The sequence below is a fragment of the Phosphitispora sp. TUW77 genome, from assembly GCF_048453025.1.
Classification (GTDB): Bacteria; Bacillota; Thermincolia; order Thermincolales; family UBA2595; genus Phosphitispora.
The window spans coordinates 1,159,889-1,177,398 of sequence record NZ_CP156677.1 but is presented as its reverse complement, the minus strand read 5'-3'; the positions used below and the strand labels follow the sequence as shown (position 1 = coordinate 1,177,398).

The window sequence follows — 17,510 nt, the reverse complement described above, 5'->3', positions numbered from 1 at the left end:
TTATTCCACGCCCCTGTAATAATGTCCCTTGGTTAACCCGGCAGGGCTCATAGCAGCAATTTTTTCCTTAACACCGGTACTTACAAGATGTTTTGTAGGATTAGCTTTAAACCTATCTAATTCCTGACGCCAGTATTTTATGATTACAGCCGCCCTTTCCGGTTCTTCATAAGACATTTCAAGCCTGAACCCTGTTATTCCTGCCTCATACAATTGCCGGACATCTTCTATCATACTCAGTTCTTTGGGATTATATATATTAGTCCGGCAAAACTCATCATGGCTGAGTGGAAATACCAGTCCCAGCCGGTCTCTGAGACCTGCTGCACCACCGATACGACAGACTGCCCCATTGCACCGCGAATTTCCGGCAAGGCCATCCAAAATACTCCCTATGGGACAGTATTCGGTAATCATTAACGGAAGGTGTCCTTCTACAATTGCCTCCAACCGTAATCCTCCCGACAAACGTGAAATCTGATTTAAAGTCAGTTCCGGTGAAACAACTGCTCTGGTAATACCGTAATTCCTCTTAAGGAAATTAAGGGTTTGGGAGTTAAATATGTTTAATCCGTGATCAGCATATATTTCTTTAATCCCCTCTTTTTGGGCTTCATACAATGTCCCCAGATTAGCGGCCAGAAACGGCAGGTTATGAGAACCGGCAAAACCCATTAATGCCAGAACATATTCCATTTCTTCTTCCCTGATAATGCGGGGTGAAGAGATTACCAGTCCGGTATTGTGTTTGGCACACAGTGAAAGTGCTGTTACCAGTTCCCTGATAAGCTCGGTTGTGTTTCGTATATTGGCCCCCCTGAAATAAACAGTGTCAGCTCCATTTTCCACTGCAATTTTCAGGATTTCATACCTGTTGGTATTGACAATAAGCTGTGGTTCACCCAAACCTTGAGATTTGTCCACACCTTGTGGCCCCTGCACACCATTTTCATCACCGGCAAGCTCTTTAATCCTCTTAGCTTTTTCAGCATAATCCGGCACCACAACAATCTTTGGCTTGAATGCCAAGGCCCTGAATTTCACCAGTCCTTCTACAGCAATCCGGCGGGTTTCGTTTATTTCACTGGCCGGTACCATAACATTCCCGTCAATTTCTGTATAGAAACCCCCTATTTCAAAAGGGGTGTTTCCCAATCTGTCTATTTGCTTTTTCAGGTAATCAGGAGTCAATGGTTTATTCATTGCTTCCTGCCCCGGCGAACTGCCTAGGGATGTAAAAACATTACCCATAGCATCAGCAACCGTTATTTCCAAAGGTCTGCCTACTGAAGCTTTAACCGTGAAGTCGAGGGGTATTTTTTTAATCTCTCTGGTCGATTTATATGATTGTTCTGCCCGTGAAATGAGTTCCGCATCATGAGTCTTAAAAACCCGATCACCAGGTTTTACTTTCCCGGCAAAAGGGACCCACACCTTTTCCCCCGGCCCGGCCTCCATAATCTGGGGTCCGGCTTCAGCATCCTGCCGTACGGCTTCAGCGACCTGCCAGTTAGCCGGCAGAATCCTATTAACTACTACACCGGCACGTCCCCCGTCCGTAACCCAAAACTCAATGCCATCCCCTTGGTGCAAGCTGTCCTCAAGAACAATCTCAGCCATTTTGCCGGCCCAGTCCGTCTTACTGACCCTGCCCAGACGGAGCCCACGGTTATTGGGCCTCTTGAAGCTCATCATATCACGGCCCTGTTTCCCAAAAAAGTATCCTGTCGTAAAGCCACGGTTAAAAATCTGGGCCAGGTCTTTGATATCTTTTTCAGGCACAGTATAATCATGGGGAGAATTCCGGTACCTGTCCAAAGCCTCACGGTAAATTCGTGTAACAACAGCCACATATTCCGGGCGTTTCATACGGCCTTCAATTTTAAGGGAATCTATTCCCGCTTGGGCCAGTTCAGGTATATATTTAATCATATTAAGGTCCCTGGGACTGAGCAGATGGCCCCCAATCTTAGCTGGTTCAGCCAGAATGCCATTTTTTTCATCCACAAGGGTATATTCCATACGGCACGGTTGAGCACACCTGCCCCGGTTACCGCTCCTTCCGCCAATCATACTGCTCATCAGGCATTGCCCTGAATAAGAAATACAGAGTGCCCCATGCACAAAAACCTCAAGTTCCATTCCTGTCTTCCTTTTGATTTGGGTGATTTCGCTGAGAGAAAGCTCTCTTGCCAGGACTACCCTGGCATAGCCTAAACTTTTTAGGGCAGCAGCACCGGAGCTGTTGTGTATGGTCATCTGGGTACTGGCATGCAACGACAGACCCGGCAGGAGCTCATGAACCATCGTGGCAATACCGGGGTCCTGCACAATAATTGCATCAGCTCCAACCTGATGCAAAAACTTAAGGTAATCCACTAATTCACCAAACTCAGCATCAGCCACCAGGGTATTTACAGTGACATATACCTTCACACCCCTAATATGTGCATATTCTATTGCTGCATTCATTTCCTCCCGGTCGAAATTGTCCGCATACTGCCTGGCACTGAACAACTGCCCGCCCAGATAAACAGCATCAGCGCCATTTTGCACGGCAGCTTTAAAAGCTTCTTTGCTACCGACCGGGGCCAATAATTCGGGTATTTTCATCTGCAACCTCCAATTATAACAGGCTAATCTCTGGATAAACCAAATTCTTACCTGATAAAAAGGCCAAATGATTTCAGGAAACCATTTGACCTTAATCTTAATTTATATACTCCGTATTGAAACAATATCTATATCCTAGCAAACCTGGTCAATCCGGAACATGAAATTATCTCAATTCCATTTTTGGCAAATTCATCAATAATCAGATTCATGCCAAGGGAATCGCTGGCCATATGTCCTGCTATAATAACATTTATATGATTCTTTTCAGCTTCTTTACGGTGCTTTTCACCGATATGCATACCTACAATAGTACCTACACCTGCTTGTGAAAGTTTGGCAAAAGCATCCTCCGACCCTCCGGTACCACCGGTCATATCAACAAATACCCGGCCGCACTTGCGTTCCTTCTCCCCGACAACAACACTCGGCCCTGCGCCGATTTTCACAGCCTCGGCATATTCAGGAATCCCTTTTAAGATGGCAATAATATCACCAACTGTTTCCGGCCGTTTGTCCTCAATAGCTTTTTGCAGGAAAGCGGTCACCATATTATCTGCAGGTGTATGTACACACATCAAAGGTATTTCAAACATCCGGGCCGCATCAACAGCCTTATTGTGATTCAATGGCAGCAGTCCTCTCCTGACTTCACTAATCCTGGAAGACATTATCCCTTGGGCTACATTAATTGGAACACCCAAACTCTCCAATATTTCGGACTGCATATGCATAACCTCATACAGCCCCACAAGTGCTTTCCCTTCAGGATGGTGGGCCAATACCAAGTCAATCTGCCTGCCCTTCTCACGGAGCCGGTCAGCAATAAGTATCTCTCCTACTTCAATATCTATTCCGGCTAGAATGGTCTTTATTTCCAATTTAGGGTCTCCAAAAAGAATTCTGGTATCACTATATGGATTATTCAGCTTTTCGCGGTCAAACTCCTGTTTTTCTTCTTCTTTTAACTCCTCAAACTTCTTCCCGGCTTTATAAAGGACACGGCCTATCTCTTCCCTGCCCCTGGGATCATGTTCTATCCCTTTGCTGACCGCCAAATCGTACAAATCTTTAAGTTTCATGGAACTCCTCCTCATTAATACCATTCAATACCACTATATACATTTTTTGCTTATAAACATAAACACTAAGCTTATTCGATTTAAATAAAGAAATTCCTTTTAAGCTAAAAACTTTTATCAATCTTTTTAATTATCAGTCCCTGTATTTCTGTTTTTAAAGTAATCCAGCAGCTCTGCTTTACTCATCGTATTCAGGACATCCGATTTTTCCAGCCAGCCGCGACGAGCTGTGGCCACACCATACTTCATTTCATCCATCCTGTTTATATCATGGGCATCTGTGTTAATGCTTATGCTGATACCCAGCTCTGCCGCCCTACGGGCATACTTGTCACTCAGGTCAAGCCTGTCCGGGGATGCGTTAATCTCCAGAGCAGTCCCATACTTTGCGGCTGCCGCAAAAACCTCTTCCATATCAATAGCATAAGGGTCCCTTCTTCCAATTAACCGCCCTGTCGGATGGGCCAGAATATCAACATGACTGTTCTTTATTGCCGAAATGACCCTTCCGGTAATTTTTTCCCGGTCCTGTTTAAAACCGGAGTGTATAGATGCTATTACAATATCTTTAGCGGCAAGGATTTCATCAGGATAATCCAGATCGCCATTGGAAAGAATGTCAACCTCAATCCCGCTCAAAATTTCAATTTTATCTGTCTTCTCATTCAGTTCCCTTATATACCTCTCCTGTTCCCTGAGGCGCTCTACGGAAAGCCCCTTAGCTATCCCCAAAGATTTGGAATGATCGGTAACAGCAATATATTCATAACCAATTTCAACTGCCCGGCCAACTATTTCTTCAATAGAATTAATACCATCACTCCAATTAGAGTGAATATGCAGATCCCCTTTGATGTCTCCGATTTCCACCAGGTCAGGCAGACTCCCTTCCTGGGCTGCCTCTGCCTCTCCCAGGTCCTCCCTTAGTTCCGGAGGCACATACTCCATGCCCAGATGGGTATAAATATCAGACTCACCGGCAACCGGAATTGGTGTATTCTCATCTATATGAAATATCCCGTACTCATTTATTTTAAGGCCTTTTTTATGAGCTATTTCCCTGAGTCGAACATTATGTTCCTTGGAACCGGTAAAATGATGCATGGCAGTCCAATATTGTTCCGGTTCTACAACCATAAGGTCAATACCTATTCCCGCCTGGGTAACAACACGCGCCTTAGCTTCACCTTTAGAAACTACTTTTTTTACCTGTGGGTGTTTCACAAATATTTCTATCACTCTTTCCGCATCATATGAGCCTGCAACAAGGTCTATATCTCCTATAGAATCCTTCATCCGGCGTGTACTCCCGGCAGCCCCGGCTTCAACGACACCTGGGAGTGACTTCAAGAAACCGGTAAAGGCCTCTGCCATCGCATCGGCAATTCCGAGCGTAATTTGCCCTGCACCGCTCCTTAGCATCTCAATACCGCTAAGGATATTCATCTCAGTCTTATTCCCCATACCGGGCAGTTCCCTGATTTTCCTGCCCAGCGCTGCTGCCTCCAACTCATCCAGAGAAGATATACCCAGCTTTTGATATAACTCCTGGGCCATTTTAGCTCCAATTCCAGGAACAGTGATTATTTCCAAGAGTCCCGGCGGTATTTCACGTTTCAGATTTTCATAGTACTGTATTTTCCCGGTTTGAAATAGTTCCTCTATTTTACCTGCAATAGCCTTGCCAATGCCGGGAACTGTTTCCAGCTTCCCCTGTGTAAATAGTTCCGATAAGTCTGAAGCCAGATTGGAAATGGCCTTAGCCGCCTTCTGATAAGCTCTTATCTTAAATATATTTTCCCCTTTAAGCTCAAGCAAATCCGCTATTTCACTCATTATCCAGGCAACCTCTATATTTTCAATTCTCCTCATAAATCTCTCCCCCATACTTACCCTAAGTCTCTGCAAATATATTTGTTATATATAGTCCCCTAAAAACAAGTCCTCTACCCTGCTTTTCAGCAGAATGTAGAGGACTTTTGTTTTAGTCCGGATATTTATTCGGCAGGCTTTATTTCGCCTTTGACCGTAATCTTACCGGTATAGCTACCGCAGCGGCAAGCAACAAAGCAACAATTGCAGCAGCCCATAGGTACAGACTGTTTTTGATTGCCGCGTTTTCTACAGTTTCCGGGTTAACCACAGTGTTTTTAACTGCAGTAAGCGTTTCGGAAGACTCCGCAGAAACAGCCTCAATTGCTGCTGCTGGTATTACCGGCAGTAAGAGAGCCTGATCAACCTGATAACCTGATTCATCAATGGCCTTGATACTGCCATCACCTGCAGGTACTACAGCCGACCACCGTCCCTTTTGGGTCCGGCTCAGTTTCACACTGTTACCACCCACACTGTAATCAATAGCCACAGCATTAAACAAAGGCTTGATTTCCAGGAGATAGTTGCCGTCGGTTTGGGCAGTTTTCTTAATCTCCATCAAGGGCAGGCTGTTATCAATAGTAATAGTGTAAGTATTCTGCCTGGTAAGTCCAGATTTGTCAACAGCATAAACCTCGATGGGATAAGGCCCGTCAGCTGTTTCAAAAGCTACCATAAAGGATACTTTCCAGACACCGTCTTTGCCCTGCTTCAGATCCAGTTTACGGCCATCAGGCAGCAATGCATAAACAGCTGTCGTATCAGGCCCCGGGGTTACCCTGATTGTAGGGTCACCGGCAGGAACGCGCTTCGGGGTTACAATTACTTCCAACGGCTCAACAGGAGTTGGTTCCGGTCCTCCGGAAGGTGGAATAATTATTTCTTCTTCTTCTTCATTCCCAAAATCGAGGTCTGTATGGTTTTCATTGTTGGCATTAACATCAACCGTAAATGAGAATGATTCGGGAGCAGTCTGGTTCCATCCTTCCTGCTGTACTTCCGTAACAGTATAGGTTCCGTAAGGAAGCCTGGTGAAACTGTAATAACCGTCTGCATCGGTAATATCAGTATCACCGTTGCTGAGTTCGATAGTCCAGCCACTCAGTGCAGGTTCATCGTTATCCCATTCACCATTCCCGTTGAGGTCATTGAACTTGTGTCCACTGATGCTGCCATAATCATCACTGCTGCTGCTCGGGCGGTAATTGCCGAAATCCAAGTCTTCAACTGATGTCTGATTAGGACTGATAAACACATCATAACATCCTGTATCAGGTGCAGTCTGAGTCCAACCGGATTTCTGCACTTCTTCGACCCTGTATTGGCCCCATTCCAAGCCGGTAAATTCATAGTACCCGCTGGAATCGGTCAGAGTTTCGGCAACTAGCGTTGCTGATTCGGAATCAGGTTCTGCCCCGGTGTCATCTGATGTGGAACTATCAATTGAGTACAATCTGATAATCCAATTTGACAATCCGGCTTCACTTGAATCCCATACCTTGTTCCGGTTGCTATCCTTGAATTTATGTCCGCTAATCATACCTTCAGGATATTCTTCTTCAGGTCGGTTACCGAAATCCAGGCTGTCAGGATTTCCGTTTTTATCAACTACGGTGATTTTGGCGCTGACTTCATCAGAATGTAAATTAACAAGACCCGGATAGTCTATTGAATGAAGACTGGCCTCAGATGTCAGATAGTATTCTCCGGTATGTGTACCATATACCTTAACCGAAACAGTGCCTGAGCCGCCGCAATGCAAGCGCTTAAGGTAGATATACTCATCACTGTATACTATACCGTCAACAGACCACTCCAAGCTTTTAGGGCCAAGGTTTACCTCGTAGTAGCCTAACGAGGGTAAGGTTTGCTCCCAACCGGCCTGCAACACTTCTTCGATCCTGAACTTTCCATAGAAATCATTGTTAATGTCAAATTTGTAATAGCCATCTTCATCAGTGTATGTTTCATTAACTACTGTGCCTTGTTCATTAATCATTCTGATTTTCCAACCAGGCAGCCCGTCTTCGCCTTCATCCCAGATTCCATTGCCATTACTGTCCCTGAATTTGTATCCACTGATAAAATCGTCTTCATTGGAGGAAGTAATCCTTACTTCCAGCTCACACAGTCAGGAGCCCTGCCAGTTCTCTCCAGCCTCATTATTGAGGACAAAGGGGTCACCGTTTTCTTCTCCTGCTGTCTCAATCCTCCATCTGAAGTCATTGGGCAAATGAACTATATCATAATTGCTGACATCGATTGGCTATGCATCAATTTTAAAATAAGTTTCCTGAGTGCGTTCATTTACCACCGGTACGATTACATCATTACCGTCCCTGCCGACATAAGGAATCCAGTTCCCCGGAGTTTCCTCATATTCCAGGTGGACATTGATTGAATCTATATATACAAATTCAGTAACCCCGGCCAACCATATCTCACCATAAACCTGCATTTCGTGAGGAGCCTCAACATCAAAATCAATCATGTCTTGTTCCCCGATGTTTATGGTAGTTTCATCAGGAGTTGGAATAGGGTCATGAAGGTACCATTTATTCCATGCACCATAAATTGTTGTCTTCTGGGAAACCCCCTCTGTTGGTCTTGCAAGAGCGGAGGCAGGTAATAACAGAACCATTAACATAACCAGGACCAGCCAAATAACGAATCTGGCGCTATACTGTCTGTGAACGTTCTTATTCAATACTTTTCACCTCCTTTCATTAAAATCAGTAAATCAAGAACTAAAAAATCTGTTACCATGGTGGCAGGTCTGGACCGCCACAGCTAGTTTGAGTTTCAAACTTCAATTCCTCTTCATGAGTAATTTCGGGCTTGGAATATTCTTTCATTAAACAATCCTCCCTTCATCCTGGTTAAAAATAACGAATTTTCCGAAAAATTAACCCCCAAAACAACTAACCATAATTTTACATGACGATTTCCATATATTAATATTCTATAATTATTAGTAGATAAATACAACAAGTTTCAGTCTACACGCTTCGATGCATTTCGACACGCATGATGGCCTTAAGAACCATACGACATAATCTGGCCCATAACCTTGCCGCAACCTCCGAAGAACAAACCATCCGTCCATACAGCCTCCAAAAACCCCGGTTCGGGTTACGTGCATCGTTTTTATTATTCAGCAGCATTACCACCCGGCCCAATACCAAATCGCGAGTAACCGAAGGATCAAAACAAAAATTGGTGTCCCCTTTTGTTATTATCAGGGGAATATTTTTTTCGTACCGTATCCCCCAATACCGGTGCACCATAAGCCCATTACAGCCTTTTACCAAAATCATGGTTCCCTTAGGGGGCAATTCTTCCCCAAGAGGCGCAATTTCGGCCTTCATACCTGACACAATAGCCGGCCACATACTGGTGCCTGAAGCTGTCAGGTAAGCACTTTTTCCTGATTTAATTACTTCGTCACAGAAAAGCTGAGAATAATCCAAGTGCATCTCCTTATACCTGCTAAAACACGATTAACTTCCTTATTAACCTCCTACATTACCTTGACCCTTGTCACCTTCCCAAAGCGGGCAGCTAACCAGGGTTTCAAACTGAATTTCTTCTTCCAAAACAACCATCGGCTTATCATATTGTTTCATTCCATTTTCCCTCCTTCCTTAAGTTTTTTTCAATACAGTCCCAAAAGGTACCGTCTTTTCGGAAATGAAGATTAAAAACAGGCACCTGATTCAACAGATCGGCACAATGGTTAAATATCTTGTTCTCAAACTGTTGGGTTTTATTGATTGGGAAAAAGACCATTGGTAAAATTTCGAACAAAGCCTTTTTTACCGGGATATCTTCTAAAAACACCCGGGAATCCTGCCTGATAAAAAATATTCCAGCTATATATGATGTTGGCGGCAGGTATTTACTATAAAACTCACTGCGGAACGGGGAGTGATGAATGGAGAAAATTCCGTTTTGATTTTTTTTCAGCAGGGTTACTTCATCTGAATAAATCAAAGGGTTTTCGGTTAATTTGATAATTGTCGATTTGCCTGCACCCGAATATCCGGTGAAAATATATGTCCGGCCATTTCTCAGGATACACGAGGAATGCAAAGCGAGTCCGCCGCAGTTCACAATACTGACTGTTGCTACCGTTCTAAGGTAACTTACCAGGAATTCCCGTCCCGCAAACCATACCTTCCCCTTACCCCCTGCAAGTGATAATGTGCCTTTATAACAAGGATGCTTGAATATCAAAACACCATCATTGAAGCTTACATCAGGCGGCTGGACCAAATATTGATGGTGATTAACTGCTGTCAGTACGGAATCAGCTTCAATTTGAATTTCAATCCCGGAAGCTTTTTCTGCTACGGAAACATTTTCTGCCTGCTTGTCTGAGAAATGTTCAGCTAACCACCCGGCGATTTCATCATCATATGTATTAATAATAAAAGGCATCCCGGCAAATTCAAGTAATATCTTTTTCAAGCTGCCCCCTCAATTCGTTTAAATCTGTCAATATTTATGCAAGCAAATCTTTTGACCTTAAAACAACTAAAAAATCCTCCAAATCTACTGCAGCCTGTTCCCGGTCAACATCAAATTCACGGATTATTTCATCAAGAATGGCTTTTTTATTGTGAGTACCGTCAAGCAATTCCCAAATTAAAGAACCTACTTCATTAAGTGCCATTACCTTACCATTTTGGGGGTCCATAATAACGGCCTCCCCATCAATCACTCTGGTAATCATAGCAGTATTCCGGCATAATTTTGTCAATTCGTCCATATAGCCACCTCCCCAAAAACCAAAAGGACGATATCCGCTGATTCAACATCAATATGACGGCTCGTCCCTGAATCCGATAACAAATATTATTTTTATTTGTGTATAATTTTACCACAAAAATTATTTTCCGGTCAACATTATTTTTTCAAAATCTTCAACCAATTTGCCATCTTCTATTCTGAGTACCCTTGAGCATATTTTTAAGGCTGTCAACCTATGGGTAATAATTAAACATGTACGTGAATCACCCATATCCTTCATCGCCTGCAGGACATGTTTTTCTGTTTCTACATCCAATGCCGAAGTTGCTTCATCAAATATCATCACAGGCGCTTTTCGTAAAAAAGCACGGGCAATGGCAATTCTTTGGGCCTGTCCCTCAGAAAGTCTCAGGCCCCGTTCTCCAACAACCGTATCCAGGCCCTGTGGCAGCTTTACAATAAAATCTGCAGCACAAGCCATCCGTAAAGCCATTTCCATTTCCTCCATCGTTGCATCTGGTTTGCCGCTAAGCAAATTATCCGCAATCGTGCCGCTGAATAACGTGTTCTCCTGTGGTACATATGTAAACCAGTCCCTGGTAGTGGCAGATACCTCATACCTCCTGCCGTTCCTGTCTGTAAAATACAGTTCACCGGAAGTAGGGCGAATTAATGAAAGCAATAACCGGATCAAGGTCGTTTTACCTTCCCCGGAAGACCCAACCAGAGCCACCAGCTGACCCGGCAAAATCTGTATTGTTACATTGGACAATACAGCCCTGCCGGGTGAATAATCAAAATGGACATCCTGAAAAACAATTCCAACATCTTGAATCACAGGAACACGCTCGGTTATTTTTTCTCTCTCCATATCCTCAAGTTCTATCAAGCGCTCCATGGATGCAGTCATGTTAATAAGCTTGGGAATCGTTCTGGCTAACCCGACAAATGGTCCCTGCACCTGCTGCACTAATTGAAGAAAAGCAGTCATTGTACCAAAGCTGATTGCTTTCTGAGACAAGCGATATGCACCCCAGCCAAATGCCAGCATATATCCCGACCAATATCCCAAAGCTATCATATTGTTGGCCGCAAGTGTTTTCTTGTTCTTTTTAATGACCCATTTCATCCTGTTTTCATGCAGTCTTTGCAAACTATCCTCATTATGTTTCTCTAAACCGAAACACTTAATGACAATAAAGTTTTGCAGTGCTTCCTGCAGGTGAGAACGATAAGCACTTTCAGATTCCTGGACTTTAATTTGCAGATGTTTTAATGTGCGTCCCCAGATGCGGCTGAAAATTACCGAACAAGGGCCCAGAACAAAAGCAAAAACAGCAAGGTATGGTTCAAAATACAATAATGCGGAAAATGATGCCACTAATTGGGCTGCTAAAGCAAACATGCCAGGAATTACATTGACAATCGTATTCGTGATATTGCTAACATCACTGGTCATACGAGTTAATAGGTCACCACTATGATAAGCAGTCAGAGACTGCCATTCTGTTCCCAGCAGCCGGTGAAAAACCCGCTGCCGCATAGAATTAGATAATGACTCTGTAACCCTTACCGAAAGCAGTGATACACCTACTTGCATTAAAAGATTGCCGATAACCAGCAAAACAAAAACCCCGGCAACAATAGCAGCTAAGCGAAGCTCATTGGCAACCGCGTAATCGATCATGTTTTTAGACGCAAGGGCTGTTGCCACACTCATCAATGACCCCAGTACCTGAATAAGCATAATAACTGCCAGTACCGGAATAAATTGCATGAGATTCGGCTTAATCCATTGTATCAATTGTCGTGTTTTTCGCACTATTCCACTCATGACTTCCCGCGCTCCAATAATAGTACTAAGGGTTTCAAAAAAAACCGCAGATGAGAAAGATTTTTTATTATTTGTGGTCTTAAAGGACGAGCCAGCAGCCACAAACCGGAAATAAGCCGGTAACCACAGTCACTGCAAGGGATTGTTTTCCCTTTTCTGATAATTTCCGTGACAAATGCCAGGACCTGTTCTTCCCTGATAGGACCCTCAATCCAGGTCTGAGCATCTCCAACCATATAATACATCGAGTTTTTTATATGGTGAATCCGGTGCAGGACATGTGTGCCGTCATTCCTTTTGTATAGAACAATATCTCCGCGCTTCAACTGCTTTTCTGATGCCGCCGCAATAATCACCTCATCCCTTCCTCCAACTAGCAAAGGATGCATGCTTAAGCCTTCAAAAGGTAATCTTAAGGTATGACCTTCAGCCAAAATCGGCATTATCGCTGAAGACCACTGGTCCGCAGAAATATACCCTTGGCTTAAGTTATTTGCAGGCACTTTTTCACCAACTCCACAGCCTCAAAATCAGGCAAGCAATTAAGCAGGAAACACTCAGTCTCAGCGGTAATTTCCTGTACCGTATCCAAATATTGATTCATCAGTTCATTGCTCCAAGGCAATAGAAAACACCTTGCGGCAAGCCTGAGTACACTTTCTCTGAAATCAAGCCTTACGATACTGTTCTCCTTGGACTGCTGCAAAAACACTATTGCTCCAAGAGGGGCGCTTTGATTAATGAATTCTCCCGATGTGCCGCACCAGGGCAGGCCATAGACGATAGGGCTTCCATCTATAATCCGGCAGGCGGCGGCATCCCCGTCTAAGATCGGAGTATTATATAATTGCTGCCAAAGGTGAGCATGTGTAGATTTACCGGTTCCGGATGGTGCGGAAAACATAATGGCCCTTCCCTGCCATAATATTGTACTCGAATGAATAATAAGGCCATTTTTTTGTGCCAATCTTCCAATAACAGCCTCTCGTAAAGAGACAAAAATACCTTCTTTTACAGTTTGGACAATTGCATCATCATTTGGATTGTTGTATTCAGGGTCTATGAACATCGTATATGAAGACCAGTCCATTGATGCCGTAGTATAACACGGAATGTCATGTTCATCACCACTTAAATTATGAATATGCTTTTCATATTCGAAAATCAAGGTCCCCGGCGTTTTGGCAATTATCTTAACTCCGGCAGCTGGTTTTCCCGGACGTTTTTCAAATTTAACTTTGCAGTAAACATCAGGATTACCATTTTTACACGAAAAAAATTTAAAGTTGTCATGCAAAACCCACTCAGGAGCAGCTATTTCTATAATCAAATCAGAAATACAATATTTCGTCAAGAGGCTTCTCCTCCAAACTAATTTTAGATTTCGATCAGAAATATAGTTAGAACGAACTTGTGTCGGCAAATTTCTTAATAGAGCTTTTTCATAATCTTAATAAAACCAATTCCCCCTATTACCAATAAAGCTGCTCCTAACAACTGGTAAGAAACAATAGATCTTTCAAGAATGACTAAATAAAGTGATGTATCCATACCGCCTGCACCGCTTAAAATAGAATTTGCCGCTTCCTTTCCCCATCTAACACTGTTAATAATTACAACAACACCAATAACTGAAACAACAAGAAATATGACAGATATAATCTTTTTGCTCATCTAAAGTCCCCCCACTTAAAGAAGATGAATAGCATTTATTAGGTATCAAATAAAAGAAAAACAAGCACACGAGAGTGTGCCCGGTGAATTTATATGCTACTTAAATTTATATTTTGGAATGATTTTATATGCTTGATTGAATTTTGTAAGCTGCTTCAGTAGGTTCGCTAGGTGTCCAATCGACATAACTTGTACAACCTTGAGGAATAGCATTGCCCTTAGTACATTCTGTAAAAACATTTTCAAACTGGGCATAAGCCTTTGCATCCAACTCAGGTTTCATATATACTTTTTTCACCGTTAACACCTCACTCACAAAAAATAATCTAAAAATTCTTACTTTAAAATTACCATATTTTATAAAAGTTGTCTAGTATTAATTAAAAATTCTTTTTTTCAAAACGTCTTGCTCTCTCTTTAGCAACTTCACAAATATAGGGATGAATCCGGTTAAAAGAACCGGTTTCCGTTTGAAGTATGGCCGGACAATTAGAACATCTGCCATTGGCATATTCACATTTCCGGCATTCCTCAGGGAGTGATATATCCTCAAACAAGGCCGGCAAACGGTCCCATGCCTGTTTGAAACCCTCTTCACACGGCAATGTATACGGGCTTGCAAATGAGCCGCAGGGCAGCATCTTGCCGTCCCAGGTAATCCAGTACATTGATTTTGCCGCCAGACAAGTAATTATTTTAGGAGGAAGGTCAAATCCATATGCTTTTGCCTGCACATAGTTATCAGTCTCCATATTCTTTTCCATAGCAACTTCCGTTCCACTGTTAAGTGACCGATAGTATTCCGTATTAGCCTCAATAAGGTCAAACATTTGAACCGGTGTCAACCTGCAATTTTCCGCATCGGAACATGACCCTCGGACAGCCTTATTCACTGTTATATTGATTCCAAAGCGTTTTGTATATTTATTGGCTATTTCACGAAGTGCATTTAATTCATGCATATTATCACGAATGAATGTCGTCCGAACTTCAAGCGCCGTTGGAACCTCTGTGAGCATTTCCAGACCCCTGATTGTGGCATAAAATGCTTCAGGATTTCCGCAAATGGCCTCATAAGTTTGCGGGTTTGCTCCGTATAAAGTTACATTTGTTGCGGTGGGCGGGTATTTCTTAAAGAGTTCAAGTATTTCAGGAGTTATAAGGGTACCATTAGTATTTAAAGTAATTATAAACCCCATCATCGTCAAGGCTGTATATATTTCTGCAAAGTCATCCCGCAGCAAGGGCTCCCCGCCAGTAATCAAAAGATTCAGTGTCCCGGCAGCAATGGCTTCTTTGGCAAGATCAATCCACTCACCTGCCGTCCTTTCCCTGCCTATCAGGTCCATTTCACGTTTATCAAGCCTTATGTAACACATTTTACACTTCAAATTGCATCTTGGTGTTAATTCAAATGTACCGCCTAGAGGAATATGCCTTTGCGCGGCATATCCAGCCAGGGTAATCTGAGAACTTTCCCAGCTTTGGGAAAGTTGATCGTTATCCATTATTTTTTTTTCTATTTTTTCACTTTTAGTACTCATTCCTCAAGAACCCCGCTTTGCCGGGCATTTTCCAGAAATTCGTCAAGGTCGGCACCAGCAGTGGCTTCATCAACTTCATATTCATCTAAAATAGCTGACAGTAATTGTTCGTATGTAATATCATCAGACAGGCATTTCCAGATAAAGCGGCCTGTATCATTCAAAGTCATGATCCCCTTGAATTCTATAACTTTATCACCTATTGGCACAACAATATGACAATCTGCGATTTCCCTGACAAGATAGCCTTCTTTAATTTTCATCTTAATCTCCTGCCCCCCCCGTCGCATTTTAACTGTTTTTTATCATTGGCGATATTTTCCCGGCCACGGCAAACTTCTTCATTTCTTCCGCTCCTGTTATGTAAAAGGGGCCGCTGCGCAGCCAAGCATGAGCTATTAACTTGGCATTTTCATCTTTGGCTGTCCCTAAATAAAGGGTGCTTTCAATATTTCTTCTCTGCAGCATTTTCAGGGCAGCTATTGCCCGGACAAGACAGGCACTTTCCCATAAGGTATGGCGGCTCATGACCTTGATAGCGTTATATATATGCTTTATTGTAATTATATGCGCCCGTTCCAGGCAAAAAGGCGACTCCCGCATCTGCTCTCCCAAATAAGGAGCAACCCATGAGAATGGCAAATATACAAGAAACCTGGCCCATCCTAAATAAAGATAAGCCTCAATAAATAAGAGCTTCGTTCTTCTATTCAATGACATAAACCGACTTACGCGTTTTGCAAATCCCATTAGCATTCCTACTCTTCTGCTATAATAGCATCGGAAATAATTAAGCCTTCCTTTAGCAAGTGTTCCAAAAAAGAAATTACCTGCTCTTCACATTCATGTTGAGCTACTTCATATTCAGACACTAAGACAGCAATTAAATCATTAGCAGAAATTTGGCTTTCCATAAGGTCCCAAATTCTGCCCCCGACTTTGCCCAAATTGTAATACTTGCCATTACGAATACTCAGGAGGACTTTTTCTCCATCCATTTCACTCACTATATTGTCTTTAGTCCTGATAACAGTGTGATTGGTTTGTATGCCTTGGCTTGTGTTCATGCATCATTCCTCCTCCTGATTAATAGTACTTAAAATTAGCGATGCCAAATGAGGAGCAGTAAAACCGGCACAGGGACGGCGCAATTGGAACATATCAATCCGGTCCGCAATATTTGCCGAAGTCTTAAAATGCCACTCCATCAAAGCAAGCCGGGAGATAAGGAATTTGCGGTAGGTCTGATAATAAATGGTACGCAGTCTTTCAAGTCGTTCAATCCGGCGAATTTCCAGTGTTTCATTGCCGGTAACCAGTAATTCAAACAATCCTGCCAGCGGCAATGGTTCAGTAAAAAAATCCTCCGGTACCGGTACTGCAAATTTGTGTTCCCTTTGATATATATGACGATAACGGTCTGCTTTCATTCCCAGCTCATTTAAAGATTCCTGCCATAGCTTTTGCTGCGGGTAAGATGGCGTAATTAACGGAATCCCCTCATGAGAAACAGATACTGCCAACACATCATCACTCACAAGTTGATAGCCCCTGCTTATAAAGGCTGCGGCAAGAGTAGATTTCCCTGTTCCGGAATCGCCGATGAACCCATATGCTCTGCCATTTATAGCAACTGCGCTCCCATGTAAGGGCAGCACTTTCCTCTGCAGCAGCAGCACTCCCATACAGGTTCCCAAAATATATACCCTGACCATATCGACATCAAATTCCGGCAGAGGTGAAACAGTGATTTTTTTCCCCTCTCGGATACAAAAAATAGCCGTATCATGAAGCTGAAACATTATAAGTTCTGGGGTATAGATAATTTTTTCATCCCTCAGGGCAAGTTTGGACCATAATCCGGTTAAATCGGAAATTTCAATAACAACATCAGCCATATTCCCGTTTCCACAGATTTGATGCAGTTCTGGAAAAGGAATTTCACTTAACAGCTTCATTCCGAATGCCTTATAGACCATTTTTGTTGCAACAACTATCATTTTTTTCACTCCAGGCGAGCAGACCATTTTTTTTAAAAAGGCTTAGCTTCGCTAAGCACTAAAATATACTATGAGGCGAAGCTTAGCCTTTTTTATGCAGATAGGATAAAATTTATACTTTCCTATCTGCTAAAAA

General features: G+C 42.9%; 18 protein-coding genes. All 18 read right to left on the bottom strand.

Going from position 1 to position 17,510, the window contains the following annotated elements:
* The 18 genes from ABFY19_RS05400 to ABFY19_RS05315 all read right to left on the bottom strand — a co-directional run bounded on the left by ABFY19_RS05400 (position 1) and on the right by ABFY19_RS05315 (position 17,374).
* Positions 1 to 2,613 (bottom strand): DUF3656 domain-containing U32 family peptidase, encoded by a 2,613-nt coding sequence (locus ABFY19_RS05400; RefSeq protein ID WP_418792225.1) that lies wholly within the window; start codon positions 2,611 to 2,613, stop codon positions 1 to 3.
* A 128-nt stretch (positions 2,614 to 2,741) separates the two neighbouring features.
* Positions 2,742 to 3,695 (bottom strand): NGG1p interacting factor NIF3, encoded by a 954-nt coding sequence (locus ABFY19_RS05395; protein ID WP_418792224.1) that lies wholly within the window; start codon positions 3,693 to 3,695, stop codon positions 2,742 to 2,744.
* A 126-nt stretch (positions 3,696 to 3,821) separates the two neighbouring features.
* Positions 3,822 to 5,567, bottom strand: a complete 1,746-nt coding sequence (gene polX, locus ABFY19_RS05390) for a DNA polymerase/3'-5' exonuclease PolX (protein ID WP_418792223.1) — start codon at positions 5,565 to 5,567, stop codon at positions 3,822 to 3,824.
* A 139-nt stretch (positions 5,568 to 5,706) separates the two neighbouring features.
* Positions 5,707 to 7,590: an MSCRAMM family protein gene (locus tag ABFY19_RS05385; RefSeq protein WP_418792539.1), complete on the bottom strand. Its 1,884-nt coding sequence runs from the start codon at positions 7,588 to 7,590 to the stop codon at positions 5,707 to 5,709.
* Positions 7,591 to 7,836: 246 nt separating this feature from the next.
* Positions 7,837 to 8,277: a hypothetical protein gene (locus ABFY19_RS05380; RefSeq protein ID WP_418792222.1), complete on the bottom strand. Its 441-nt coding sequence runs from the start codon at positions 8,275 to 8,277 to the stop codon at positions 7,837 to 7,839.
* A gap of 292 nt (positions 8,278 to 8,569) precedes the next feature.
* Positions 8,570 to 9,046: a hypothetical protein gene (locus ABFY19_RS05375; RefSeq protein WP_418792221.1), complete on the bottom strand. Its 477-nt coding sequence runs from the start codon at positions 9,044 to 9,046 to the stop codon at positions 8,570 to 8,572.
* A 136-nt stretch (positions 9,047 to 9,182) separates the two neighbouring features.
* A complete protein-coding gene (locus ABFY19_RS05370; RefSeq protein ID WP_418792220.1) occupies positions 9,183 to 10,040 on the bottom strand; it encodes a hypothetical protein in 858 nt (285 codons plus the stop codon).
* Between the two features lie 34 nt (positions 10,041 to 10,074).
* A complete protein-coding gene (locus ABFY19_RS05365; RefSeq protein WP_418792219.1) occupies positions 10,075 to 10,341 on the bottom strand; it encodes a PqqD family protein in 267 nt (88 codons plus the stop codon).
* A gap of 120 nt (positions 10,342 to 10,461) precedes the next feature.
* Positions 10,462 to 12,144 carry an ABC transporter ATP-binding protein gene (locus tag ABFY19_RS05360; protein WP_418792218.1) on the bottom strand — a complete coding sequence of 561 codons (1,683 nt, stop codon included), beginning with the start codon at positions 12,142 to 12,144 and terminating at the stop codon, positions 10,462 to 10,464.
* Between the two features lie 8 nt (positions 12,145 to 12,152).
* Complete coding sequence (locus tag ABFY19_RS05355) at positions 12,153 to 12,659, bottom strand: S24/S26 family peptidase (protein ID WP_418792217.1); 507 nt, start codon at positions 12,657 to 12,659, stop codon at positions 12,153 to 12,155.
* Positions 12,641 to 13,510 carry a hypothetical protein gene (locus ABFY19_RS05350; RefSeq protein ID WP_418792216.1) on the bottom strand — a complete coding sequence of 290 codons (870 nt, stop codon included), beginning with the start codon at positions 13,508 to 13,510 and terminating at the stop codon, positions 12,641 to 12,643. The genes ABFY19_RS05355 and ABFY19_RS05350 overlap by 19 nt, the downstream gene beginning before the upstream one ends.
* A 74-nt stretch (positions 13,511 to 13,584) precedes the next feature.
* Positions 13,585 to 13,830, bottom strand: coding sequence for a hypothetical protein (locus tag ABFY19_RS05345; RefSeq protein WP_418792215.1), 246 nt, complete (start codon positions 13,828 to 13,830; stop codon positions 13,585 to 13,587).
* A 124-nt stretch (positions 13,831 to 13,954) separates the two neighbouring features.
* Complete coding sequence (locus tag ABFY19_RS05340; protein WP_418792214.1) at positions 13,955 to 14,128, bottom strand: hypothetical protein; 174 nt, start codon at positions 14,126 to 14,128, stop codon at positions 13,955 to 13,957.
* Between the two features lie 82 nt (positions 14,129 to 14,210).
* Positions 14,211 to 15,374: a radical SAM protein gene (locus ABFY19_RS05335; protein WP_418792213.1), complete on the bottom strand. Its 1,164-nt coding sequence runs from the start codon at positions 15,372 to 15,374 to the stop codon at positions 14,211 to 14,213.
* A complete protein-coding gene (locus ABFY19_RS05330; RefSeq protein WP_418792212.1) occupies positions 15,371 to 15,637 on the bottom strand; it encodes a PqqD family protein in 267 nt (88 codons plus the stop codon). The genes ABFY19_RS05335 and ABFY19_RS05330 overlap by 4 nt, the downstream gene beginning before the upstream one ends.
* Before the next feature lie 28 nt (positions 15,638 to 15,665).
* Entirely contained in the window at positions 15,666 to 16,094 is a 429-nt protein-coding gene (locus ABFY19_RS05325) for a lasso peptide biosynthesis B2 protein (protein ID WP_418792211.1), read from the bottom strand.
* A gap of 38 nt (positions 16,095 to 16,132) precedes the next feature.
* Entirely contained in the window at positions 16,133 to 16,441 is a 309-nt protein-coding gene (locus ABFY19_RS05320; RefSeq protein WP_418792210.1) for a lasso peptide biosynthesis PqqD family chaperone, read from the bottom strand.
* Between the two features lie 3 nt (positions 16,442 to 16,444).
* Positions 16,445 to 17,374 carry an HPr kinase/phosphorylase gene (locus tag ABFY19_RS05315; protein WP_418792209.1) on the bottom strand — a complete coding sequence of 310 codons (930 nt, stop codon included), beginning with the start codon at positions 17,372 to 17,374 and terminating at the stop codon, positions 16,445 to 16,447.
* Between the last annotated feature and the right edge of the window lie 136 nt (positions 17,375 to 17,510).